Origin of the sequence: Streptomyces rubellomurinus (assembly GCF_000961885.1) — a bacterium.
Lineage (GTDB): Bacteria > Actinomycetota > Actinomycetes > Streptomycetales > Streptomycetaceae > Kitasatospora > Kitasatospora rubellomurina.
The window spans coordinates 26,645-50,785 of record NZ_JZKH01000042.1 but is presented as its reverse complement, the minus strand read 5'-3'; the positions used below and the strand labels follow the sequence as shown (position 1 = coordinate 50,785).

Below are 24,141 nucleotides of genomic sequence, written 5' to 3'. Positions count from 1 at the left end.
CCCATGCCTACCGGAAGGCTCGAACCGCCCGGCCCGATGCCGCGCCGCGCCCGATCGAGATCACCCTCAAGGGCGCACCTGCCTAGTCCGGAACGGCGGCGGTGGCGGCGGCGTAGGTGAGGAAGGACTGCCAGGCGGCGGGGGAGAAGGCGAGGTGGGGGCCGGTCAGGTCCTTGGAGTCGCGGACGAGGACGGCCTCGGCGGTCTCGGCGATCTCGACGCAGTTGGCGCCTTCGTTGCCGCTGTAACTGCTCTTGAACCAGAGGAGTTCCATACCGGTTGACGGTACGCCAACGGCCCGCCGCTCGGAAGCGGTGGGCCGTTGAGGGGAGGTCCGGATCAGACCTCGTGGATGGCGGCGAACTTCACGAACGCCTCCCACGCGGCCGGCTCGAAGGCCAGCTGGGGGCCGCTCTTGTCCTTGGAGTCACGCACGTGGACGACGCCGGGGGTGTCGGCGACCTCGACGCACTGCGCTTCCTCGTTGGTGCTGTAGCTGCTTTTGAACCACGTCAGCTCGGACATGCTCACCGCTCTCCCAGGATCTTCTCGATCAAGGCAAGGGACTCCGCCAGGCTGAGAGCCTGCGCCCTGATGCTGCTGTACCGTGCGGCCATATTACGGACTTCCACCGGGTCCGTGATCAGCCGGTTCACGTGCTGTGCGGCCGCGTAGCAGACCTGCGGTCGGTTCGGAGGCGTCAGGAGCGTGAACGAGCCTCCCATGCCGGCGTGGCTCATTCGGTCGAGCGGCATCACCTGCAGCTCGGGGCCTCTCATCTGCCCCACGTCGAGCAGGTGCCGGAGCTGGTCGGCGTGCACATCCCACCCGCCAAGAGGGCGCCGAAGAACGCTCTCGTCCAGCACCCACGTAACCACCGGCAGGGGCCAGCGGTTCAGGATCTCCTGCCGAGCCAGTCGTGCCGCCAGCCACTTGTCGATCTGTTCGGGAGAGAGGAGCGGGCGCCGCATCTCGTACAGCGCGCGGATGTACGCCTCGGTCTGCAAGAGCCCAGGAATAACCATCGTGCTGTACTCGTGGATCTCCAGGGCCTTCGCCTCCTCAGAGGTGAAGGCCCTGTTGAAGGCCGGGTGGCGCTCGCTCATCCGGACCTTCGCCCTCATCACGTCGTCCGCGACGACCTTCAGCGCACCCTGCGCGTTGAACAGGTCGTCGACCACCGTCAGGTACTCGACCCTGGCGGTTCGGACACCTCGCTCCATCGAGCCGATCTGGTCCTCGCTGTAGCCGGTCAGCTTGGCCACCTGCTTCTGCGTGTAGCCGGCCCGCTCCCGGAAGAACTTGATCAGCTTTCCGACCGCGCTGTAGAGCTCCGCCACCCCGTCCGACAGGACCTCCTTCTCGCCGTCCTCGAAGACCGTCCCCGTGACACCGTCAGCCGCCATCTCCCGTCCTTTCGATCGATTGATCTGCGCCCGCCCGTCGGGCGAACCGTGAGCACCCGTACAGCCACTCTCCGTGCACGCCGGATGCATGGTCAGAGTACGTTCGCGCCACCACGCTTTTCCCCATGACGACGGAAATCCCCCTCGACAGCCCCGACAGCCACACCAGCCTCCTCGACGCCACGCCCAAGGGCGCCGCCATCTGCCGGCGCATCGCCAGACGTCAACTCGCTACCTGGGGGCTGGACTCCACGCACACCGAGCCGTTCCACTGCGCGCTCCTCATCGTCACCGAGCTCGCCGCGAACGCGATCACGCACGGACGCATCGCGGGGCGCGGCTTCGAACTTCACCTCTCCCTCACCACCTCCGCGCGCCGGGGCGGCGCCACCCTCCGCATCGAGATCAGCGACCCCCGGGGCGACCGCCTGCCCGCCCTGCCGACCGTCCACGTCGCCGACGCCCAGTCCGGGCGCGGCCTCACCCTCGTCGACGCCCTCTGCGACCGCTGGGGCACCATCCCGCGCTTCCCCAACTCCAAGACGGTCTGGGCCGAACTCGACCTCACCGCCCCCGACGCCACCGATGCGTCCTGAACCCCGCGATACCCCCGGCCAGGCGACTCTCTGCACGATCCTCCCCTTCGCCCTGCTCCTCGCCCTCCTGGCCTGGATCCACCCCCTCACCGAGCCCCGTCACCCTCGACCCGCCCCCGCCGCCACGGCCTCACCCTCCCCAACTCCCTGACAAGAACCCAGGAGTGGGAAGTCGACCCCACCGACTTCCCACTCCTGGCAGAATGTCCCCGTGACCACCACCTGCCGAAAGGCCCATGCCGCGTAGACGGCCGCGCGCACTGCGCGCCCAGGAGCCCGCGCCCCGCGTCTGGGCGCCCACCCCGCCCCAGCCGATCCCGGGGCTCTCCCTCCGCGCGAGCCGGGACGTCCGCCGCGTCGAGCGGCTGTACCCGGACTTCCACATCGGCCTCGGCGCCACCAGCCAAGCCCTGCACGGCTACCGCGCGTTCCTGCACCCACCAGGCCGCCGCCCGCTCTACCCCCGGGAATCGCCGTGCCCCTCCTGCCCCGGCTGCGCCTTCGACGACGTCCGGCACTGCCGCGACGTCCTGGACTCCGTCCTGGAACGGCTGCCGCCGCGCTCCCGCGCCGAACTCGCCCGCCTCCTCCCCTTGGACGCGGAGTACCGGCGCCGCACCCTCCCCGACCCCTTCGCGGACCGGCGCACGTGGACGGCCCACCTCTGGTGGCACCGCCGCCTGGCCGAGCCCGCAGGCGGATGAGCCCTCACACGGATGAGCTTGCTGGGGGATGGGCCGCCGCGATTCCGGGACCGCCGTTGTCGGCGGCGGCGGATAAGGTCCGTTCGTCAGCGAATTCCGCCGCCCTCGAAGGGAATCCGATGTCCCGCACGACCCCATCGCGCCGGGTGGACATAGCCGCGGTCTTCCCGGAACTGGCGCCCCTGGCGCGCCGGACGGTGCGCCTGCACCCGCGCCTGGGCGCGCCGGGCGTCCGGGACAGTTCGGTCGGCGGCCCGCTGCTGTGGCCCGCCGACGAGCCGTGGCCGGTGTGCGAGGGCCCGCACCCCGAGGAAGGGGACGACGAGCTGCCGGTGTCGCCGGCCTGCGTCCGGCTGCGCCGCGGCCTCTACGCGCGGATGTCGGCCGGCCACCAGCTCGACGACCAGGAACGGGCGGCGCTGGACGCGACGTACGAGGGGCACGCGTGGGGCCGGGAGCCGAACGCGCTCCTCCCGGTGGCGCAGCTCTACGCGCGCGACATCCCGGGCCTGCCCTGCCCGGACGGGGCGGACCTGCTCCAGGTGCTGTGGTGCCCGCTGGAGCACGAACCGGAGGAGCTGCCGGCCGCCCGCCTGGTGTGGCGTTCCGCCGCCGAGGTCGGCGCGGTGCTGCCGGTGCCGCCCGAGCCCGCCCACCTGTCGAACCACGGCGACTACGTGCCCGAGCCCTGCGTCCTGCACCCCGAGGTGGTGACGGAGTACCCGGCACCGGGGGAACTGGAGCCGGGGCTGGCCGAGCGGATCGAGGACTGGTGCGTGCGGGAGCTCACCGGAGCCGACCCGAGGTACCAGCAGGAGTACCAGTTCCGCGCCTACTACAGCTTCGAACTGTCGGTCGCCCCCGGCTGGAAGGCCGGCGGATGGGGGCCGTGGGGCTTCCGCGATCCGTGGGTCATGCGCTGCGGCGCGTGCGAGTCGGTCATGAGCCCGCTCCTGACGATCAGCTCCGGCCAACTGGACGGCAGCGGCTGGGATCCCGTGGAAGACCGGGACGCGGAGGAGGACCTCGGCGTCAAGATCGGCCGCAGCTACTCGATGCAGCTCTACCACTGCCCGCAATCCTTCGAGCACCCGCACCTGGAAGTCATGCAGTAGGCGCCCGGCCGTGCGGCCGGTGGTGGAGACTCGCCCGCATGACCACTCCACCACCACCGCTGCACAGTGACGGGCCGTCCGTCCGGATCGGCGCCCTCGCCCCGCTCACCCGGCCCGGCTGGGCCGAGGCCGGGCGGCACCTGCTCGCCGGGCTCGAACTGGGCGTCCGCGACGTCAACGCCGTCGGCGGCATCGCCGGGCGCCCGCTGGAACTGCTCGTCCGGGACACGGCGGCCGATCCGCGGCGGGCCGAGGCGGCCGTCGACGAACTGGCCGCGCTGGGCGTGGTCGCGCTCGCGGGGGAGTACCACAGCGTCGTCGCCCGCGCCGTCGCCGCCCGGGCCGCAGGGCTCGGCCTGCCGTACCTCTGCTCGTCGGCGGTCCTCGACGCGCTCACCGACGAGCCGGCCGACCGGGTCGCGCGGCTGTGCCCCGCGCAGTCCCACGGCTGGCGGATCTACGCCGACCACCTCCTCGCCGCCGGCCACCGCGACATCGCCGTGGCGACCCAGCCGAGCGTGTACTGGGCCGCCGGAACCCGCATCCTGCGCGAGCACCTCGCCGCGCGCGGCGGCACCGTCGCCGAACTCGACCTGACCGCGCTCGACCCGGCCGCCGTCTGCGACGAACTCGCCCGACGCGGCGCCACCGCCGTCCTCCTGCTGGCCGGACACCCGGAGCCGGCCGCGTCGCTGGTCAGGGCCGTACGGGCCGACCAGCGGCTCGCCGAGGTCCTGATCGGCGCGCCGGCCGGGCAGCCGGAGTTCGCCGAGTGGGCGGCGCTGCTGGGCGCGGACGGCTCGGGGATCCCGTTCCTGCGCTACCGGCCGGAGGAGCTCGACCCGCTCGGCGCGCGCGTCGAGGCGGAGCTGCGCGAAGGGTTGGGCGGCGCGCCGTCGTTCGTCGCCTTCGAGGGGTACGACACGGTTGCCGTCCTCGCGGACGTGCTGCGCTCGGGCGGCAGCTCCGGGGCCTGGTCGGGCGTCGACGTCGAGGGCACGCGCGGGCGGATCCGGTTCTCGCGCGTGCCGGGCGTGAGCGTGTGGCAGTGGGCCTGGCCGCCGGTCCAGGTCGTCGACCGGGACCCGGCGGACACCGGGCGCTTCCGGGTCCTGCACTCCGGCTGACCCGGCACCGGCCGACGCGGCCGGGTCCGGCCCCCACCACGTGCGGTGGTGGGAGCCGGACCGGGCGCGGACTCGCGGGGTCAGTTGGGCAGGCGGTCCAGGATCCACTCACCCAGCTCCGCCGTCATGGCGGTGTGCCGGGTGTTGGTCGAGGAACAGACGAAGTCGTCGAAGTCGCTCTCCTCCGGCGGCAGCTGCTCGATGTCGGTGTAGACGTCCGCCTGCGTGTCCAGCTTGCGGACGGAGACGGCGCTGACCGAGGGGACGAAGCAGATCGACTCGGTGCCGGGCTCGATCTCGACCTTGCCGGTGACCTTCAGCTTCTGGCCGGCGATGCCGAAGCTCTCCAGGGTGCCGCCGGGGGCGCCGTCCAGCTCGGGCAGGTCGTTGGTGACCACGCGCTTCTCGGACAGCAGGCCCTTGAGGCGGGCTACCTCCTGGTCCTTGCCCGTCGACTGGGTGCGCAGCGTGGTGCCGTTGAACCAGCCGGAGGTGACCTTGATCGCGTCGATGCCGGGCTTCACGCCGTTGCCGCCGCCGTTCCCGGTGCCGTTGGCGACCGCGAGCTTGAGCGGGCGCATGGGCCAGCTGCCCATCTGCTCCAGTTCGGCCAGGAAGTCGGTGCGCAGCGGGTCCTCGCGGGGCGTGTCCTCGGGGGTCTCGATGTGCCGCCAGAGCAGCTGGCGGGCGGCCGGGCTGTTGATCTGCTTCGACAGCGCCGGGGTGGCCTTGAGGAAGTGGGCGAAGGCCTGGAGGGCGATCGGGATCCAGGCACCGCGCTGCGGGCTGTCGTAGGAGAGGTACACGGCGACCTGGTGGTCCATGCGCATCCGCTCCATCTTGAGCAGCGCGTAGCGGGTGACCAGACCGCCCATGCTGAAGCCGCCGACCACCAGCGGCGTGTCGCTGACGCGCTCGGCGATGGTCTGCATGATGCACGCCATCGCCGTCTGGGCGTTCTCCTGGATGAGGGCGCTGCGCTCGTCGTAGCCGAGGATGATCAGGTCGCGGCCGCGCCTGCGCAGCTCGCTGATGAACGGGAACTCGCCGCGCTCCAGGCCGTGGTAGAGCTCGTCGAGCTTGCTCGGGCCGGTGTTGAAGCCGTCCGAGAGGATGACCGGCCTTTCGATCTGGCCCTCGGGGTTCGCGAGGTACACCCAGGCCTTGCCGCCGGGCAGCTGCCAGGTCCGGTCGGGAGTGGGCGCGGCCGGGATCTCCGGCGGCGCGGGCGGCGCGAGGAAGCCGAAGGGCTCGATGACGGGCTCGTTCTCGGTGGTCAAGGCAAGTCCCTTTCAAGGGTGGGTAGGTCCCCGCAGCGATGTGGCGGGGGAGGACGGCCGAACCGGGGCCCCGGCCGTCCGGACCCGACCTACCCAGGCCATTCCGTGCATCATGCACGCGTCACTCCAACGAGTGAACTTCTGATGGTTCGTCGGACAATTGCGCGAAATCCCGTGCGTTGTTCGGCAATTCCTTCTCCTGCAGCCCCATCCGGTCCCGGCACCGGCCCCTGGCCAGGCAGGTTGTCAGCGGCGCCGACCACGTCCGAGAATGTCGCCGACCGCACGTCCACCCACCGCCCCACCGCACGCGCAGGGAGCCCGACATGGATCCGGAACTGGCGGCACTGGCCTCATCGGCCGCGACCGCCCTCGTCGGCCGGCTGGCCGCGGACGGCTGGGACCAGGCCCGGCAGGCCGTCGTGGCGCTCTGGCGTCGGCGCCACCCCGAGCGGCCCGAGGAGGCCGAGGTCGTCGAGGCACAACTGGTCGAGGCGCGCGAGGAGTTGCTGGCCGCAGGGGCGGCCGGGGAGGCCGGCGACGGCCGGGTCGGGCAGGAGCTGACCGTCGAGTGGCGCACCCGCCTGCGCGACCTGCTCCGCGCCGACCCCGCGCTCGCGGTCGAGCTGCGCCGCGTCCTGGCCGAACTCGAAGGCCGCGACGGCGAGTCCGGGGCCGGCGCCGCACCCGGCGGGAACCGGGTGACGATGCGGGCCACGGCCGCCGACCGGGCCAAGGTCTACATGGCCGGGAACGACCTGCACATCCACGGCCAGTGAGCCTGCCGGAGCCCGGCCCGGACGGGCTCCGCCAGGAGGCCTACGCCTCGGGCGACGCCACCGTCTACATGGCCGGCCGCGACCAGTTCATCGCCACGGGCGTCGTGCACGTCCACTACGGCGGCGACGGCCTGCGCCGCATCGAGCCCGCCGAGGAGGGCGGCGACGACTGCCCGTACCCCGGCATGGCGGCCTTCGAGGCCGCCCAGGCGAAGTGGTTCTTCGGCCGCGAGGCCGTCCTCGCCAAGCTGACCAGCCGCCTCGACGAGTGCCTGCGCGGCGGCGGCGCGGTGGGGGTGGTCGGCGCCTCCGGCTCCGGCAAGTCCTCGCTGCTGCGCGCCGGCCTCGTCCCCGCCCTGGGTGCCGGCGCCCTCCCCGGCTCGCGGCGCTGGCCCTGCCTGCTGTTCACCCCCGGCGAGCACCCGGTGGCCGCCCTCGCCGGACACCTCGCTGCTCTCACCGACAGCGAACCCGCCGCTGTCGAAGCCGAGTTGGCGGACGACCCGCCCGCCCTCGCCGCGCGCCTGCGGGCCGCGCTCGACCGGTACGGCGCCGACCGGCTGGTGCTCGTCGTCGACCAGGCCGAGGAACTGTTCACCCAGGTGGAGGCGACGGCGGAACGGGACCGCTTCGTCGACGCGCTCACGCAATTGGCGAACGGCGCCGGCGCGCCCGCCCTGGTCGTGTACGGCGTGCGCGCCGACTTCTACGGCCGCTTCGCCGAACACCCCGCCCTGCAGGCCGCGCTGGAACGCCGCCAGGTCTTCGTCGGCCCCATGTCGGACACCGAGCTCGCGGAGGCCGTCACCGCCCCCGCCGCGAGCGTGGGACTGACCGTCGAGCCCCGGCTCGTCGACGTCCTGCTGCGCGACCTCGGCGTCGACGCACTCGCCGCCGATCAGCCGGAGGAGGAAGAGGAGGCGGACGACGCCGAGCCCACCCGGCCCTGGCGCGGGTACGACGCCGGACGCCTCCCCCTGCTCGCCCACGCCCTGCGCGCCACCTGGCGGGCCCGCAGCGGCACGACCCTCACCCTCGCCGGCTACCGGGCCTCCGGCGGGATCCACGGCGCCATCGAGGCCACCGCCGAGGACGTCTACCGGGGGCTCGACGAGGAAGGGCGCCGCGCCGCCGAAACGATCCTCCGCAACCTCGTCCGGATCAACGAGGACGCGGAGGACACCCGCCGGGCCCTGCCCGCCGACCGGGCCACCGAAGGCGTCGCGCCGGACGTGGCCGAGGCCGTGCTGGCCGCCTTCACCGAGGGCCGACTGCTCACCCGCAACCGCACCACCGTCCAGATCACCCACGAGGCCCTGCTGAAGGCCTGGCCCCGTCTCCGTGGCTGGCTGGAGACGGACCGCACCGACCACCTCGTCCGCCAGCAGCTCAAGGACGCGGCCGCCGAGTGGGAGGACAAGCGCCACGACCGCTCGCTGCTGTACCGGGGCAACCGGCTGCAAGCCGCCCGCGACGCGACCGACCGGACCGGGGGCGACCCCGGCTCCACCGTCGCGGCCTTCCTGGACGCCGCGATCCGGCTGAAGCGACGCACTGCCGCGCTCCGCCGAGGCGCCGTCGCGCTGCTGGTGGTGCTCGCGGTGATCGCCCTGGCGTCCGCGAAGCTGGCCGGCGACCAGAAGGACCGGGCGGACCAGCAGCGCCGGGTGGCCGTCGAACAGGCGGACCTCGCCACGGAACGGCTGATCCAGGCCAAGGCCGACACGCTGCGCGAGTCCGACCCCCAGCTCTCCCTGCGGCTCAGCCTGGCCGCGCTGCGCCTGCACCCGACCCCGGAGGCCCGGTCGGGGATGCTCAGGACCCTGGAGGAGACCCACCTGGAGGGCAGTTCGGCCCGGGGCGCGGTCGGGTCGGGCGTGAACCTGGCCGCGTTCACCGGGGACGGCGGCATGCTGGCCGTCGTCCCGGACCACGAGCGCGGTACGGTCAACCTCTGGGACACCGCCGAACTCGGGCAGCCACTCCAACTCGCCTCCTTGAGAAGCGAGTCCACCTCGATCGAGGCGGTGGCCTTCAGCTCCGACCAGCGCCGCCTGGTCACCGTCGGCCGACAGGTCGAGAAGCGGTCGCCCTCCGATGTCGACGTCGCCCTCTGGGACCTGACGGATCGCCACCGTCCGCGCCGCCTGCCCTTCCACGCCGACCCGGGCGTGCGGGTGCGAGGCGCGGCCATCAGCCCGGACGGCCGGACCCTGGCCCTCGTGGCGGACGAACCGACGACCACGCTGGCCCTGTGGGACATCGCGAACGGTGACACTCCCCGGCGGCTGGGAAGCCCGGTGCCGGCGGTGCAGGCGGAGCACGTGATCTTCAGCTCGGACGGCCGCCTCCTGATCACCGGCGCCGGGTCGATCGAGTACCAGGGCGACGCGCTCACCTCGTCGTCGATCGTCCGCGGCACGGGCTGGCAGGTCTGGGACGTCGCGGATCCGGCCGCGCCGAAGGCGACGGCGGCCCACGGGCCGTGGAGCGGGCAGTTCGCGCTCAGCCCGACCGCACCGCTGCTGGCCGAGAACCGGGACCGGACGGTCACCCTCTGGGACCTCGCCGACCCGCGCACCCCCAGCAAGCGATCCACTCTGACCACCGCCGCCGACGTTTCGGCGTTCGCGTTCGGCCCGGACGGCCGGTCCCTCGTCACCTCCACCTCGAACGGAGGCTCCGTCCTCTGGGACATCACGGACCCGGCGAACCCGCGCTCCCGGGCCGAACTGGTCGGCTCGCACGGTGCCGCGCCCGGCTCCGGCGGCAAGGACCTCGGGACGACGTACGCCAGATCGTTCGACCGGATCCAGTCCGTCGCGTACAACGGGACCGGCGGCCGGATCGTCCTCGCGGCCGCGGACGGGACGCTCTCCCAGTGGTCGATCGACGGCCGCCCGCTACCGGCGAGGACCGCGACGCTGCCACGCACGAACCTGGCCGCTGCCGCGTACAGCGTGGACGGCAACCGGCTGCTGACCGGGGAGTGGTCCGGCGACGCCCGGATCTGGGACACCTCCGACCCGGCCCGGCCCAGGGAGTCGACGGTGCTGCCGGGCAAGGCCGACTGGCCCGCCGTGGCGGTGGCCTTCAACCGGGATGCCACCGTCGTGGCGGTGGGCACCCGGTACGGTGAGTCCGCCAGGCAGGGCGAGGTCGTGCTCTGGGACGTCTCCACGCCGGCCGCCCCCAGGCGGACGGCCACCCTGCAACTGCCGTCCGGCGTCGGGTCGATGGCCTTCAGCCCCACCTCCGACCTCCTCGTCGTCACCGGCGGCAGGTTCTTCGAGGACACCTGGGTGGGCTTCTGGAACACTCGCGCCCCCGACCCGCCCCGTCAGCTCAAGCTGATCGACCGACTCGGCGTGGCGGTGTCCGACGCCACGAAGAAGGCGCACCCCGACCGCACGCCACCCGCGTTCGACTTCGATCCCCAGCTGCTGATGGTCCACGAGCCGACCGTGTTCGGCCCGGACGGGCGGCGGCTGGTCCTCCCGTCCTCGCTGTGGGACGTCTCGGACCCGGCCGCACCGGTCCTGGTGCCCGTGGTCCAACCGGCCGGCCCGGCGCCTGCCGCAGCCCGCCCGTTCAGCGGACCGGGCGGGGCCGCGTTCAGCCCGGACGGACGGCTCCTGGCCGAAGGCTCCGGAGACGGCGTCAAGCTCTGGCCGCTGGGAGCGGGCATCGGGCCGTCCGCGACGGGCCTGCTGCCCGTCACCCCGAGCACCCACGAGGCCCACATCGACTACCACCCCGGCGGAAACCTGGTCGCGGTCGGCCAGGACAACGGCCTCGTCCGCCTCTACGAGGTCGCCGACCCGGCCCTGCCGGGCCTGGCCGTCGACCTGCCCGACTCCGCCGCCGACGTGCAGGCCGTCCGCTTCAGCCCCGACAAGAAGACGCTGCTCGTGCTCCGCACCGACGGCACAGCCCAGATCTGGGACCTAGGCGCGCTGCCCGCCATCGCCGCCGACCCGGTCGGCCTGGCCTGCCGGATCGCCGCGGGCGGACTGTCCAGGAAGGACTGGGAGGGCGGCTACGCCGCCGGCCTGCCCTACCAGGACACCTGCGCGCGGAGTTGACGGAGCCGGGCGGTACGGCACAGGAGGCAAACCCACTCCCCGCCACTCTCAACGTATAGCGCACCCGGGGCCTTGCCGCAAGACCCCCGGTGCGTCCCAGAATGTCCCACTCAAGGCCGGAGCAGGGCGAGTTGGGAGATTCACGAGATGCGAGTGGTGCTGTCCACGTACGGGTCGCGCGGGGACGTGCAGCCGTTGGCCGCACTGGCGGTGCGGCTGCGGGAGGCCGGGGTGCGGGCGACGGTGTGCGCGCCGCCCGACGAGGAGTTCGCGCGGCGGCTGGCGGCCGCTGGGGTGGAGATGGTGCCGGTGGGGGAGTCGGTGCGCTCGCTGGTGACCGGGCCGCCGCCGCAGCCCGGCGACTTCCCCAAGCGGGTGGCCGCGCTGGTGGAGCAGTTCCACGCGGCGGTCGGCGCGCTGGCGGGGCCGGGCGACACGGTGGTGGGCACCGGGCTGTTCCCGGCCATCGCCGGCGCACAGGCGGCGGCCGAGCGGGTCGGCGCGCGCTTCGTCTACGCCGCGCTGCAGCCCAACGCGCTGCCCTCGCCGCACCACCCGCCGCTGGAGTACCCGATGCACCCCTTCCCGCCGGGCGTGACCGACCCCCGGGAGCTGTGGGAGCTGAACGTCGGCGTGATGAACGCGCTGTTCGCCGAGCCCGTCAACGGCTTCCGGACCTCGGTCGGCCTGGCGGCGGTGGACAACGTCCGCGACCACGTGTTCACCGAGCGGCCGTGGCTCGCCACCGACGCCGTCCTCGGCCCCTGGGTGCAGCCCGCCGAACTCGCCGTCGTCCAGACCGGCGCCTGGCTGCTCGCGGACGAACGCCCGCTGCCCGCCGAGCTGTCGGCGTTCCTGGACGCCGGGCAGGCGCCGGTGTACGTCGGCTTCGGCAGCATGCCGCTGCGCGGCGCGCCCGACGCCGCCGAGGCCTGCGCCCGGGCCGGCGTCGCGGCCGCCCGCGCGCACGGGCGCCGGGTCGTCCTCGCGCGGGGCTGGGCCGGGCTGGACCGCGTCGACGACCGGGGCGACTGCCTCGTCGTCGGGGAGGTCAACCAGCAGGCGCTGTTCGCCCGTTGCGCCGCCGTCGTGCACCACGGCGGCGCGGGCACCACGACCGCCGCCGCGGCCGCCGGCGCGCCGCAGGTCGTGGTGCCGCAGATCGCCGACCAGCCGTACTGGGCGCGGCGGGTGGCCGAACTCGGCATCGGCGCCGCCCACGACGGGCCGGCGCCGAGCACCGACACCCTCACGGCCGCGCTCGCCCGGGCCCTCGACGGCGCCGTGCGCGAGCGGGCGGCCGACGTCCGGGGGCGGATCCGGACGGACGGGGCGGCGGTCGCGGCCCGGCTGCTGATCGACGGTCAGGGATGACGGGCGGGTGGTGAAGCCTGACGGGTGGTGAAGCCTGACGGGTGGTGGCCGGTGGCCGGTGGCCGGTGGCCGGGAGTCGGGAGTCGGGAGTCGGGAGTCGGGCGGTGGCCGGAAAGCCGGGGCCCGGCGACCTGGCGACCCGGCGAAATGTGCTGGTGCGCCGAGGCTCCCGGCGGCGAGACTGGGCGGATGGAGACCTCACTGCCCTCGACCACCCCCGCGGACGCCGAACTCGCCGAACTCTGGCGCCAGCACGGGGAGGCGCCGTTCCCGGACAGCGTCAAGCGCAACGAGATCGACGGCATCGACCTGGTGTACCTCGACTCCGCCACGGCCGGCCTGGTCACCAGCGAGGTCAACCACCGCGGCCTCGACCGGCAGGGCGTCGCCATGCTCCACCAGTGCTGCGCCGAACTCGACACCGTCGTCCCGCGGATCACCGACCCGGACGCCCGCGCCTACTACGAGCGGCTGCGCGTCATCGCCCGCCTCGTCGCGGCGCGGTACGTTCCCGAGCCGGAGCCCGAGGCGGTGTGACACCGCCGGGCGGCGGCGGTCCTTGAGGGCCGCCGGCGCCCGGTCGGCTCGGTGGCCTGGGCGTCAACGGAACAGCGTAGTGCCCTCGTTGGGCATCTTCTGGCCGTCCTGGTCGAAGAACTCCCACAGCGTCGACCGCTTGTCCTGCGGCTGCGCCAGCGCGACCACCCGGATCGGGGAGAAGGGCACGACGACGATCGGCACCTCCGTCCTGGTGCCGTCCGACCAGGTCACGAACACCTTGCCGACCCGGGGCCCGAGGTCGACCAGCCCGATCTCCGCCGGGAAGAACGGGCCCGGTTCGTCCTTGCCGTAGTGGCCGAGCATGCCGGCGCCGAAGGTGGTCTGGCGCGAGGCCTGCTCCGAGATGTGCCCGTCCGCGACGATGCTGCCGCCGCTGTCGTGGCCCTGCCGGACGCCGTCCACCTCGACGTAGTCGTTCACCAGGTCCGAGTCGGGCTGCCAGTACTGCCGGACGAACTCCTCGGTCGGCCTGGTCAGCCGCGGATCGTAGGCGCTGCGCTCCTGCCACAACGCGACCGCCTGCTCGTACGCGCGCTCCTTCGGCGCGAGCGGCCAGATCGCCCGCCACACCTTCCACGCGTGGCCGTTGGTGGTGCCCTCGGCGAGCAGCGTCCGGGCCGGCCTGAGCGGATCGCGCTTCGCCAGGGCGGCCGCCGGATCCGGCGCCGCCGCCGGCACCAGCGACGTCGCACTGCCGCTCCCCGTCGGCGCCGGACGCAGCTGCGCCAGCGCGCCGCCGCCCAGCGCCACCACCGAGGCCAGCGCCACCGCGCCGACCACCGTGCGGCGACGGCGCCGGATCCGGCGGCCGCCCTGCACGATGTCCGCCAGCGGCGCCGGGACGATCCTCGTCCCGGCCGCCGCCTGGGCCATGCCCAGGCCGATCCACACGTCCGCGTCGTGGTCACCGTTCGAGCTCATACCGCACCTCCGATGTGGGTCCTGTCCTTGAGTTCCACCAGCGCCGACACCTGGCGGAGCTTGGCGATGCCCTTCGCCGCGTGACTGCGCACGGCGCCGACCGAGCAGCCCATGGCCGTCGCCGTCTGGCTGTCGCTCAGGTCCTCCCAGTGCCGCAGCACCACCGCCTGGCGCTGGCGCGGCGGCAGGGTGGCCAGCGCGGCCAGCAGCGCCCCGCGCTGGTCGGAGCGGGCGTAGCCGTCCTCCGTGCCGGCCGCGTCCGGCACCGCCTCCACGAGCAGCTCCGGCGGCCGGCGCCGGGTGCGGCGGGCGTGCTGGTTCACCAGGATCCGCCGCACGTAGGCGTACGGGTCGTCGGCGCGGCGCACCTTCGACCACGACGCGCAGGCCCGCTCCGCGGCGGACTGCACCAGGTCCTCCGCCGCGTACTGCTCGCCGGCCAGCAGGTACGCCGTCCGCAGCAGCCGCGGCCAGACCGCGATGACGAACGCCTGGAACTCCTCGTCCCGGTCGCCCTTCGGTTCTCCCATCGAGCACCTCCTCACCCACCTAGAGCCCGGGGGCGGGGGAAAGCGCTTACCCGCCGCCCCGCCGCTCCGCCGCCCGCCCCTCTGCCCGGTGCCACGGCCCGGGGGGTGCGGCGGGCTCAGCGGGGTGCGGCGGGGCCGGCGGTGTGGGGGTGTGGGGTGTGTGGGGGCACCGTAGGGTGTCGGCCATGCACAGTACGCTGACGGAGTACGCCCGGTGCCTCTACGGGGACGAGTACGGGCCCGTGCCCGACTGCCCGGAGGAGCACTCGCGGGACTTCTTCGTCGAGCGGCTCACCTTCGCCGACGCGGACGCGATCCTGGCCATGCTGCGCGAACTGTGCCCGTACCTGGTCGACGGGCAACTGCCGGTGTGGGTGCGGAACCTGGCCTACCGGCTCGCGCTGCTGCAACGCCCCGACGACCCGGAGCTGATGCGCGAGGCCGCGCGGAGCCTGTGGTCGCACGGCCCGGACTGGGACGACATCGCGGCGGACCTGGAGCGGCGCGCCGACGCCCTGGAAGCGTCGAGTCCGGAGCGCTGAACCCCGCCGGACCCGTCGAGCCTGAGGCCCTCCGTACCTGAGGCTCCCGTACCTGAGGTCCCCCGTACCTGCGCCGCGTCCGGCCGACGCGCGCGACACCGGCCCGCCCCCGGCGTGAACGCCCGCACACGATACGTTGCTGGAGCGCCTGTTCGAGCGGCCCGGTCGGCCGGGTCCGGCAGGCGAACGGGACGGAGGGGGATCCATCGTGCGGATCGGTACGCGGACGTTCTCGGACGGTGTCGTCGAGTACCGCTTCACCCACGGCGACGTGCCCGGCGTGCTCTGGCGGCCCACCGGCCCGATGCGGTACGGCCGGCCGCTGGTGCTGCTCGGGCACGGCGGCGGCCAGCACAAGCTGGCACCGGGACTGGTCGAGCGGGCCCGCCGGTTCGTCGCGGACGCGGGCTTCACGGCGGTGGCGCTCGACGCGCCCGGCCACGGGGAACGGCCGCGCACGGCGGCGGACGAGCGGTTCGTCGGCGAGATCGCCGAACTGCAGGCCGCCGGCCGGCCGATCAGCGCCTGGGTCGCCCGGCACACCGCGGCCGTCGCCGAGCGGGCCGTGCCCGAGTGGATCGCCGTCCTGGACACCCTGGCGGAGGAACTCGAAGGCCGGGGCCCGATCGGGTACTGGGGACTGTCGCTGGGCAGCGTGATCGGCATCCCGCTCGCCGCCGCCGAACCGCGCATCGGCGCCGCCGTGTTCGGGCTGACCGGCCACGAGTCGCAGACCGAGCCGGCCGCCCGGGTCACCGCGCCGCTCGACTTCCTGGTGCAGTGGGACGACGCCCTCGTCCCGCGCGCCTGGGCACTCGGCGTCTACGACGCCTTCGGCTCCCCGGACCGCACCCTGCACGCCAACCCGGGCGGCCACGGCGACGTGCCCGAGCGGCAGCTGGCCGCCGCCGAGGGCTCGCTGCGGCGGCGGTTGCTCGGGGAGGAGTGAGCGCCGGTGCCGTGCGCCGGTGCTTCTGGGCGGGTGTCCGGGTGGTGACATCCGGGTGACCGCCGGGGCCGGGCGCCACTAGGGTGCGCGGCATGAGTGAGCACCAGGGGGCGGAGGGCCCCGCCGCGGCCGGCCGTGCGCTGCCTGCCTCGGCGCTGCCTGCCTCGGCGGTGTCCGCCTGGGCGGTCGCCGTCCTGCGCGGGTTCGGCCAGGTCGCGTTCCTGCGCTCCGCCGCCTGCGGACTCCTCTTCGCCGCCGCCCTGTTCGCCGCCGACTGGCACTACGGCGCCTACGGCCTGCTCGGCTGCGCCGCCGCCACCGCCGTCGCCCACGCCCTGGGCCTCGGCGGCGGGGCTGCCGCCGGAGTCGCCGATGCCGTCGATGCCGTCGATGCCGTCGAATCCGGGCTGTACGGGTACAACGGCTGCCTGGCGGCCCTGGCCTGCGCCGTCCTGCTGGACCCGGACCGCCCCGCCACGGTGGCCGTCGCCGTCCTCGGCGCCGCCGTCACCGTGGTGCTCTCGGCAGCCCTCGGCGCGCTGCTCGGCCCCCGGCGCCTGCCCGTCCTGACCGCGCCGTTCTGCCTGGTCGCCACCGCCGTGACCGTCGCCGCGCCCGGCTTCCGGCGCCTGTGGCCCGACCCCGCCGCCCCGGCCGCCGCCCTGCCGGCCCCGGCCGCCGGGCCGGGCGCACTGACCTGGGACCAGCTCTGGCACGGCTTCCTCGCCGACTTCGGGCAGGTCTTCCTGCTCCCGCAGTGGTACTGCGGCCTGCTGGTCCTGGCCGGCCTGCTCGCGGCGAGCCGGACCGCCGCGCTGACGGCTTGCGCGGGCAGCGCCATCGCCCTGCTCACCGCCTGGGCGCTCGGTGCGCCGGGGGAGCAGGTCGGCCAGGGCCTGTACGGTTACAACGGCGTGCTGACGGCCCTCGCGCTCTGCGGGGCCTGCCTCCCGCCCGGCGCGCGCAGCGGGGCGTACGCGTTGCTCGGCGCGGCGGCCGCCACCGTCCTCACCCCGGCGCTCGGCGCGATCGCCGCGCCCTCCGGCGGCCACGCCTTCACCTGGCCGTTCGTCCTGACCACCCTGCCGTTCCTGGCAGCCGTCCCGGCGATCCCGCGCCTGCGGCCGGCTCAGGAACCGGCACGCTCGTAGCCGCCCGCAACCGGCTCCCCGCCGTCGACGGACGTGCGTCCCGTACCGGCGCCCTCAGGGGTGTGGACGCCGGTACGGGAAGCCCCGGGCGCACGCCGGCCCCTCAGCACGCCGACGCCCGCGAACCCGCTCCACCCCTGTCCACGGACGCCGCGGCCCAACGGGTTCAGCACACCGACAGATTTTCTTCCACGGAGTCAAACCGCAGGTCAGCACGGGTAGTTATGGCCGCCCTCGATCACCTGCCCGGAGCGGACAGGCCCCTTCCGTTCCTCGATCGAGTCTGACAGCATCGTCCGCTATCCGGCGAACCGCCGCCGGTGATCCGTGCGCAGACGGGTCCCCAGCATTCGCCGAAAGCACCCGGAGGAGACGTGACCAGCACCGCGGCAGAGGACCGACGCCGCCGCGTGCGGTGGGTCCGCACCAGGCTGCGCGCCGACGTCCCGGCCGCGCTGCTCACGGCGGCCCTCGCCCTCGTCACCGTGTTCCTCGCGGCCGCCTTCCCGCGGATCCAGGACCGCGGCGCCGACGCCGCGCTGCGGGACTACGTGGGCCACCGCAGTCTCCACACGACCAGCCTGCAGTACACCTCCCGGACCCGCCCGGCCGACACCGCCGCCGACCTCGCCGCCCTGCACGACACCCTCGCCGCCCGCCTCGGCACCGCACTGACCCTGTCCCCGCCCGGCGAGGCCCACGGCGCCCGGGCCCTCGGCCAGGCCCCGCTGAACAACCCGGGCTACACCCGGATCGTCCAGAGCACCGCCCCGACGATGGACCTGCTCTACCTGCACGGCCTCGCCGACCGGGTGACCCTCACCGACGGCACCTGGCCCGGACCGGCCGCCGCGGACGGCCCGCTGCCGATCGTGCTGAACCGCCGCGCCGCCGAGACCATCGGCATCAGGATCGGCGACACCATCGACAACGGCACCGACAAGTCCGGTGCGCCGCGCAGCACTTCGGTGGTCGGCTTCTACCGGGTCAACGATCCGCAGGACCCGTTCTGGGACGACCTCGGCTGCCCGGACCGCGCCTGCCTGCGCCTCGACGGCCTGGGCAACAACTGGTGGCAGACCACCGCCTTCACCGGCGCCGACAGCCTCCCCGCCCTCGCCCGCTGGGGCGCGGGCGCCGAGGACTTCTGGCGGCTGCCCGTCGACCCCGCCGCCCTGCGCGCCGACCGGCTCGACCACACCCGCGCCGCCGTCCGCTCCTTCCTGACCGGGCGCGACGCCAAGACGCTCGTCGCCGCGACCGGCCGCACCGACCTGCGCACCGCCTCCTTCCTGCCGGACACCCTCGACCGCGCGGACGCCCGCTACCGCGCCGCCATGCCGCTGGGCACGATCGGACCGGCCGCCGTCGCGGGCACCGCCGCCGTGGTGCTGTGCCTGGCCGCCGCGCTCACCACCGACCGGCGCCGCGCCGAGATCCACCTGCTGCGGGCCCGCGGCGGCTCGCGCGGCGGCGTGCTGCTGCGGCTGCTCGGCGAGGGAGCGGTCACCGTCCTGCCCGCCGCCGCGCTCGGCACCGCGCTGGCCCTGGTGCTGCTGCCCACCCCGCGCTGGGGCCACGCGGTGACGGCCGCGCTCGCCGCGACCCTGCTCGCCCTGCTGGCCTTCCCCGCCCGGGCCGCGCTGCTGTGGTCCGGGCCGCGGGTGCGGGCGGGGGCGGGGGTGCGGGTGCCGTCGCGGGCGCGGTTGAGGACGAGGACGAGGACGAGGACGAGGACGAGGACGAGGACGAGGCCGAGGTCCCGGTCGGGGGCGGCCGGTGGACCGCGCCGGCTGGTCGGCGAACTCACCGTCCTGGCCGTGACCGTCGCCGCCGTGGCCGAAGCCCGCCGACGCGGCCTCGGCCACCCCGGCGCCGCCTCCGACCCCCTGCTGATCGCCGCGCCCCTGCTGATCGCCGTCACCGCCGGGCTCCTGCTGGCCCGCCTCCAACCGCTGCTGATCGGCCGACTGGCCGCGCTCGCCCGCCGGGGCCGCGGCCTGATCGGCTTCCTCGGCCTCGCCCGTGCCGCGCGCGGCACCACCGGCCGCCGCCGGGCCTCCGCGCTCCCGCTGCTCGCCCTGCTGATCGCCGTCACCGCCACCGGCTTCGGTGCCACCGTCCTCGACACCGTCGACCACAGCCGGCTCCGCGCCGCCCGCCTCGCCACCGGAGGCGACATCGCCGTCACCGTCCCCGACTTCGCCACCCTGCCCGCCTCGTTCACCGACGCCGCCGCCGACCTGCCCGGCGTCCGCGGCGCCACCGCCGTCCGGGTCGAACCCCGGGCCCTGTTCGTCGGCGCGGGCGCCGACTACACCAAGGTCATCGCCGTGGTCGCCGAACCGCAGGCGTACGCCGAACTCGCCCGCGCCGCCGGAACCGACACCTTCGACCCGGCCGCGCTCACCGGCACCCCCGGCGGCCCCGACACCCCGGTGCCCGCGCTCTTCAGCCGCGACCTGGCCGCCCGCCTCGCCGCCGGCCCGCCCACCCTGCACCTGCCCAGCGGCAGCGTCCTGCGCACCACCGTCGCCGGGACCGTCACCACCACCCCCGCCCTGCCGGACCCGGGCCTGCCGTTCGTTGTCGTCCCCGCCGGCCCCGCCGCCCACCGCCTGCCCGAACTCGCACCGCCCACCGCCTGGCTCGCCGCCGGCGACCCCGACCCCGAACAGGTCAGGACCCTGCTGCGCGAACGCGGCCTCACCCGGACCACCGGCATCATCGACCTCATCCAGGCCGACGCCACCGCCGCCGGCCGCGCCACCCACGGCCTCCCGCCCGGCTACGCCGTCCGCAGCAGCCGCGAGATCGCCGCCGACCTCGCCGACGACCCCCTCCAGCAGGCCGCCGGCCGCCTCTTCCGCCTCGCGGCCGTGGCCGCCGCCGGATTCGCCCTGCTCGCCGTCCTCCTGACGCTGCTGCGCGCCGCACCCGACCGCGCCGCCGTCCTCGCCCGGCTGCGCACCATGGGTCTGCGACCCCGGCAGGGCCTCGCCCTGATCGTCGCCGAAGCCCTGCCCGAGACCCTCACCGCCACCGCGGGCGGCGGCCTCGCCGCCCTCGCGGCCGTCGCCCTGCTCGGCCCCGCCCTCGACCTGTCCAGCCTGGTCGGCGCCCGCGTCGGCCACGCCCTGGCCCCCGAGCCGCTGCCCGTCCTGCTGCCCGCCGGCGGCCTGGCCCTGCTGGTCGGTCTCGCCGTCGTCCTGGAGACCCTGGTCGCCGGGCGGCGCCGACTCACCACCGAACTGCGCGCGGGTGAGCATCCGTGACGGCCGCCGCCGGAGGATCCTAGGCGGCCGGAGCGGTCGGCGGGCTCTCGACCGGGGCCTCGGACGGAGCCTCGATCGGGGCCCCGGACGGAGCCTCGACCGAAGCCTCGATCGGGACCTCGACGACGAAGAACAGGAAGCTCATCTTCGTCGACAGCGCCCGGAAGTCCTTGGGGAACAACTCGCGGGCGGCCGGGTCCGGTTGGGGCTCGCTGAGGACGGCGAGGCGGAAGCCGGCCGCCGTGAAGGCGTCGGTCATCGCGTGCAGCGGCCGACGCCAGAACGTCACCGGGAAGGAGCGCCCGTCGAACGTCCACTCGTCGGTGTAACTGGTGGTGGCGAAGTAGTCCGGGCGGGGGTCCTGGATCGCGTAGTCCACGAAGGGGTGCTGCACCGAGGCGATCAGCCGGCCGCCGGGCCGCAGCACGCGCCGCAGCTCGGCCAGGGCCGGCCCCCAGTCCTCCAGGTAGTGCAGCACCAGCGAGGACACGACGTCGTCGAACTCGCCGTCCTCGAAGGGCAGTCGGCCATTCAGGTCGGCCAGGTGAAGGTCCGCGTCCTCGCCCAGCCGCCGCCGCGCCAGCTCCAGCATCCCGGCGCTGGCGTCGACCCCGGTGACGACGGCGCCGCGCTCGCGCAGCGCGGCGGCCAGCGGCCCGGAACCGCAGCCGGCGTCCAGGATCCGGCGGCCGGTCACATCACCGGCGAGGGCGACGATCGCGGGCCGCGCGTGGTACGCGTTGAGGATGTTGTTCTCGGTCTCCGCCGAGTACGCCTCGGCGAAGGCGTCGTAGTCGTTCGCGGCATTCAACTCGTTCGCGTCGTTCGCGTCGTTCGCCCGGGCGGGAGTTGAGGGCTGGGCGCCGCCCTTGAGCGCGTCGATCAGGCTGTCCACCCGTCGCAGCCTAGCCCGCCGGCGCGGCCGGCGCGTCCGCAGGCCACGATCCCGTACGCACGACGTGCTCCACGATCCTGAACGCCTCCCCGACCGGCACGGTGTCCTCGTCCGGGTACGTGTCGTGCTGCCCGTTCGAGAGGACGAACCCCCCGCTCACCCCCTCGGCCCCCGGATCCACGGCCTGCCCACCGACGTCGCCCTCCCCGTCCACCAGCACCACCATCGCGCGCTCGCCGTTCGTGACGAACCCCAGCGAGCGCCCGCACGAACTCGCCAACCAGGTCTCCGGCCGCCCCGCCGCCGCCCTCGCCCGCAGCACCTCCACCGCCGCCCCGGAGGGGAGGGGTGCGGCACCGTCGTCATCGACCACCCACGTCTCGCTCATGGGCAGCACGATCCCACGGCCGGGTCCGGCGCGAGCCGTCCGGGCGCGGAGTCCCGGTGGGGGGCGTCCAGGCTTCAGCCCTCTGACGCCGGGCGCTGGCGTTCCACGAACTTCCGCTGCCAGGGCGTTTCGACGGCGTGCCGGTCGTAGTGCGTCCGCACATACGCCACCGCCTCGGCGGGCGGGACGCCGTCGAGGACGGCGATGCAGGCCAGGGCCGTCCCGGTGCGGCCCCGCCCGCCGGCGCAGGCGAGTTCGACGCGCTCGCCCGCACAGCGCTCCCAGACCTCGCGGAACACCTCGGCCGCGACGGCGCGGTCCGCCGGCAGCCGGAAGTCCGGCCAGCGCACCCACGTGCTCGGCCAGTCCATCGGGGCCGGCGGCCGCCCCAACAGGTAGTAGCCGACGTCGGGCCGGGGCCCGGGCGGCAGCGGGCGCAGCAGTCCCCGGCCGCGCAGCAGCCGGCCGGAGGGCAGCCGCAGCACGCCGGGAGCGGACGGGTCCCAGGTGCTGGGGGCGGAGGGCTCGGTCATGGTCTCGCTTTCCACGGTGTCGCCGGACGCCCACCCTCTCACTCCCGCCCGCGACGGAGGGCCCGGCCGCCGACGTTCGCTCGTGGCCGCCGGAGGGCTGTCCCCGGTCGCCACGGGGCGACGCGTGGTGCTGCCGCCGCCGGGCGAGCGCGGTCAGTGCCACCCGGATGATGACGGCGGATCCGGCGACGGCGACGGCGCCGAGGACTCGGGAACGACGGAACATGGTGGGGCTCCTCTCCCGGGGATCCGGACGGCCCCCGTGCAGTGCCCCAACGATGACCCCCGCCGCCTCCGTCGCACATGTACCGATCGGCACAACCTCAGCACCGGCAAACGCCGTGCCCCCTGCCGATCGGCAGGGGGCACGGCGCGAGCACGGGCACCGACCGGCACCAACGGGCGCGTCGGAGCCCTCAGGACGCCACGTGCAGCGCCGTCGCGCCCGGCAGGCCGGCGCGGTGGGCTAGGGCGGCCGCCTCGCCGCGGGTGGCGACGCCCAACTTGCCGAGGATGTTGGCGACATGGAACTTCACCGTCGACTCGCTGATGTGCAGCGCCTGGGCGATGTCGCGGTTGCGGCGCCCCTGGGCGAGCTCCAGCAGGACCTCCCGTTCGCGCGGCTGCAGGCCGTCCAACGGGTCGGCGGCGAGGGCCGGTTCGGGGGCGGTGAGCGGCAGGTCGACGGTGACGGTGGTGCCCCAGCCGGGGACGGCCTCGACGGCGCAGCTGCCGCCGAGCGCGGTGATCCGGTCGGCGGTGCGGTGGACGGCGAGGGCGTCGGCGGGCAGCAGGCCTGGGCCGTCGTCGCGGACGATCGCGCGCAGGGTGTCGCCGGTGAGCTGCCAGCTGACGTGCAGTCGGCTCAGCCGGTCCTGCTCCAGCATGACGAGCACGGCCGCCCGGACGGCGTCGCGGGCGGTGTGCGCGGTGTCGGCGGGGACGGTCCGGGCGCCGGTCCCGGCCGGGGGAGCCACGTCGAGCCGGACCCGGGTGTGCCGCAGCAGCGGCCGCAACTCCCGGTCGAGCCGGGCGAACGCGGCGTCGGCGGGCTCCTCGCTGAGCGCGCGGTCGAGGTCGGCGGCGCGGCGCAGGTCGAGCAGGGCGGTGACGGCCAGGTCGGTGGCGGCCCGCCGGGCGGTGGCGTCGTCGAGGGCGGCCGAGCGCAGCGGGGCGAGGACGGCGGTGAGCGCGGCGTTGTGCGCGCCGGTCAACTCGGCGATGGTGCGGGCGCGGGCGTTGGCGGCCGCGCGGGAGATCGCCGCGTGGGTGGGGGCGGCGTCGGTGGCGCGGTGCTCGGAGTGGGCGATGACGAGGTCCCACAGCTGCTGCAGGACGGCGAGCGCGCCGGGCCCGACCGGTTCGGCGTCGGCCCGGACAAGGACCAGCACCGCGCCGGGGGCGCCGCCCGGCGTCGTCGCGGCGACGACCACCGTCCGGGTGCGGCCGGCCAGTTCGGCCTCGCCCTGCCACGGCCGGCCCTGCGCGGTGGCGTCGGCGGCGAGGTCGGCCAGCCGGGACAGGTCGAGGCCGCTGATCGCGTCGGCGAGCTCGGCCGGGCCGTGGGTCCGGGCGGGGGAGAAGGTGCAGACGCCGTTCAACTGCGCGATCGCCTGGTGCGGGACGAGCGTGCCGAGCACCTCGGACAGCCGCGGCAGCACGTCCGGCCGGGGCGTGCGCAGGATCCGGACGGCCTGCGCGAGCGCGTCCTCGGGGCGGCTCCAGGGGCCCCGCCGGCTGCTGCCGTCCGTGCTGTCGCCCATCACGTCCTCGTTCGCTGCGTCGTCCCGCGTGTCGGCCATGGTGCCGAGCCTAGCCCGCCGGCCGCCCGGCGCGACCTGTCCTTCCGGCCAGGTGCAACCGTCCGAAAGGCCAGCCCGAGGCCCGCCGCCGAGGCCACAGGATGGAAGACGTCGGAGGAACACCAGCC

At 74.9% G+C, this 24,141-nt stretch carries 22 protein-coding genes; 12 read left to right on the top strand and 10 right to left on the bottom strand.

Annotated features, from left to right (window positions below; all coding sequences use genetic code 11):
* Window positions 1-82: 82 nt before the first annotated feature.
* The 3 genes from VM95_RS20860 to VM95_RS20850 form a co-directional block, all read right to left on the bottom strand.
* Complete coding sequence (locus tag VM95_RS20860) at window positions 83-274, bottom strand: DUF397 domain-containing protein (RefSeq protein WP_045699078.1); 192 nt, start codon at window positions 272-274, stop codon at window positions 83-85.
* A 65-nt stretch (window positions 275-339) separates the two neighbouring features.
* Window positions 340-525 (bottom strand): DUF397 domain-containing protein, encoded by a 186-nt coding sequence (locus VM95_RS20855; RefSeq protein WP_045699076.1) that lies wholly within the window; start codon window positions 523-525, stop codon window positions 340-342.
* Between the two features lie 2 nt (window positions 526-527).
* A complete protein-coding gene (locus tag VM95_RS20850) occupies window positions 528-1,406 on the bottom strand; it encodes a helix-turn-helix domain-containing protein (protein WP_045699074.1) in 879 nt (292 codons plus the stop codon).
* 125 nt (window positions 1,407-1,531) lie between these two features.
* On the opposite strand from VM95_RS20850, the gene VM95_RS20845 reads away from it, so the two are divergent.
* The 4 genes from VM95_RS20845 (at window position 1,532) to VM95_RS20830 (ending at window position 4,948) form a co-directional block, all read left to right on the top strand.
* On the top strand, window positions 1,532-2,002 hold the full coding sequence (locus VM95_RS20845; RefSeq protein ID WP_045699072.1) for an ATP-binding protein: 471 nt from the start codon (window positions 1,532-1,534) through the stop codon (window positions 2,000-2,002).
* Window positions 2,003-2,238: 236 nt separating this feature from the next.
* Window positions 2,239-2,706: a hypothetical protein gene (locus tag VM95_RS20840; RefSeq protein WP_045699070.1), complete on the top strand. Its 468-nt coding sequence runs from the start codon at window positions 2,239-2,241 to the stop codon at window positions 2,704-2,706.
* A gap of 119 nt (window positions 2,707-2,825) precedes the next feature.
* Window positions 2,826-3,821 (top strand): hypothetical protein, encoded by a 996-nt coding sequence (locus VM95_RS20835; protein ID WP_045699067.1) that lies wholly within the window; start codon window positions 2,826-2,828, stop codon window positions 3,819-3,821.
* A gap of 38 nt (window positions 3,822-3,859) precedes the next feature.
* On the top strand, window positions 3,860-4,948 hold the full coding sequence (locus VM95_RS20830) for an ABC transporter substrate-binding protein (RefSeq protein WP_045699065.1): 1,089 nt from the start codon (window positions 3,860-3,862) through the stop codon (window positions 4,946-4,948).
* A gap of 80 nt (window positions 4,949-5,028) precedes the next feature.
* Here the strand turns inward: VM95_RS20830 and VM95_RS20825 are convergent, their stop codons facing one another.
* Complete coding sequence (locus VM95_RS20825) at window positions 5,029-6,228, bottom strand: lipase family protein (protein ID WP_052707473.1); 1,200 nt, start codon at window positions 6,226-6,228, stop codon at window positions 5,029-5,031.
* Between the two features lie 326 nt (window positions 6,229-6,554).
* Here VM95_RS20825 and VM95_RS20820 point away from each other — a divergent pair, with 326 nt between their 5' ends.
* The 4 genes from VM95_RS20820 (at window position 6,555) to VM95_RS20805 (ending at window position 13,003) form a co-directional block, all read left to right on the top strand.
* Window positions 6,555-7,007 carry a hypothetical protein gene (locus tag VM95_RS20820; protein WP_045699063.1) on the top strand — a complete coding sequence of 151 codons (453 nt, stop codon included), beginning with the start codon at window positions 6,555-6,557 and terminating at the stop codon, window positions 7,005-7,007.
* Window positions 7,004-11,092, top strand: coding sequence for a WD40 repeat domain-containing protein (locus VM95_RS20815; RefSeq protein ID WP_045699061.1), 4,089 nt, complete (start codon window positions 7,004-7,006; stop codon window positions 11,090-11,092). The genes VM95_RS20820 and VM95_RS20815 overlap by 4 nt, the downstream gene beginning before the upstream one ends.
* A 147-nt stretch (window positions 11,093-11,239) precedes the next feature.
* The gene (locus tag VM95_RS20810) at window positions 11,240-12,466 is read left to right on the top strand and encodes a glycosyltransferase (protein WP_045699059.1); all 1,227 of its coding nucleotides are present in this window, start codon (window positions 11,240-11,242) and stop codon (window positions 12,464-12,466) included.
* A 189-nt stretch (window positions 12,467-12,655) separates the two neighbouring features.
* Entirely contained in the window at window positions 12,656-13,003 is a 348-nt protein-coding gene (locus VM95_RS20805) for a hypothetical protein (protein WP_052706915.1), read from the top strand.
* Window positions 13,004-13,066: 63 nt separating this feature from the next.
* On the opposite strand, the gene VM95_RS20800 is transcribed toward VM95_RS20805, so the two are convergent.
* Both VM95_RS20800 and VM95_RS20795 read right to left on the bottom strand, forming a co-directional pair.
* A complete protein-coding gene (locus tag VM95_RS20800; RefSeq protein ID WP_045699057.1) occupies window positions 13,067-13,948 on the bottom strand; it encodes a hypothetical protein in 882 nt (293 codons plus the stop codon).
* Entirely contained in the window at window positions 13,945-14,478 is a 534-nt protein-coding gene (locus VM95_RS20795) for a SigE family RNA polymerase sigma factor (RefSeq protein ID WP_045699055.1), read from the bottom strand. Before VM95_RS20795 ends, VM95_RS20800 begins: the two co-directional genes overlap by 4 nt.
* Before the next feature lie 185 nt (window positions 14,479-14,663).
* Here VM95_RS20795 and VM95_RS20790 point away from each other — a divergent pair, with 185 nt between their 5' ends.
* From VM95_RS20790 to VM95_RS41695, 4 genes are all read left to right on the top strand, one after another.
* Entirely contained in the window at window positions 14,664-15,020 is a 357-nt protein-coding gene (locus VM95_RS20790; protein WP_045699053.1) for a hypothetical protein, read from the top strand.
* 208 nt (window positions 15,021-15,228) lie between these two features.
* A complete protein-coding gene (locus tag VM95_RS20785; RefSeq protein WP_045699051.1) occupies window positions 15,229-15,969 on the top strand; it encodes a dienelactone hydrolase family protein in 741 nt (246 codons plus the stop codon).
* Window positions 15,970-16,061: 92 nt separating this feature from the next.
* Window positions 16,062-17,120, top strand: a complete 1,059-nt coding sequence (locus VM95_RS20780; protein WP_045699049.1) for an urea transporter — start codon at window positions 16,062-16,064, stop codon at window positions 17,118-17,120.
* Window positions 17,121-17,494: 374 nt separating this feature from the next.
* Window positions 17,495-20,395 (top strand): hypothetical protein, encoded by a 2,901-nt coding sequence (locus VM95_RS41695; RefSeq protein ID WP_045699047.1) that lies wholly within the window; start codon window positions 17,495-17,497, stop codon window positions 20,393-20,395.
* A gap of 19 nt (window positions 20,396-20,414) precedes the next feature.
* Here VM95_RS41695 and VM95_RS20770 read toward each other — a convergent pair whose 3' ends face one another.
* The 4 genes from VM95_RS20770 to VM95_RS45250 all read right to left on the bottom strand — a co-directional run bounded on the left by VM95_RS20770 (window position 20,415) and on the right by VM95_RS45250 (window position 24,013).
* Complete coding sequence (locus tag VM95_RS20770) at window positions 20,415-21,206, bottom strand: class I SAM-dependent methyltransferase (protein WP_107073030.1); 792 nt, start codon at window positions 21,204-21,206, stop codon at window positions 20,415-20,417.
* 94 nt (window positions 21,207-21,300) lie between these two features.
* On the bottom strand, window positions 21,301-21,678 hold the full coding sequence (locus VM95_RS20765; RefSeq protein ID WP_045699045.1) for a hypothetical protein: 378 nt from the start codon (window positions 21,676-21,678) through the stop codon (window positions 21,301-21,303).
* Window positions 21,679-21,752: 74 nt separating this feature from the next.
* Window positions 21,753-22,211, bottom strand: a complete 459-nt coding sequence (locus VM95_RS20760; RefSeq protein WP_045699044.1) for a protein-tyrosine phosphatase family protein — start codon at window positions 22,209-22,211, stop codon at window positions 21,753-21,755.
* A gap of 416 nt (window positions 22,212-22,627) precedes the next feature.
* Window positions 22,628-24,013 carry a LuxR C-terminal-related transcriptional regulator gene (locus VM95_RS45250; RefSeq protein ID WP_279616839.1) on the bottom strand — a complete coding sequence of 462 codons (1,386 nt, stop codon included), beginning with the start codon at window positions 24,011-24,013 and terminating at the stop codon, window positions 22,628-22,630.
* Between the last annotated feature and the right edge of the window lie 128 nt (window positions 24,014-24,141).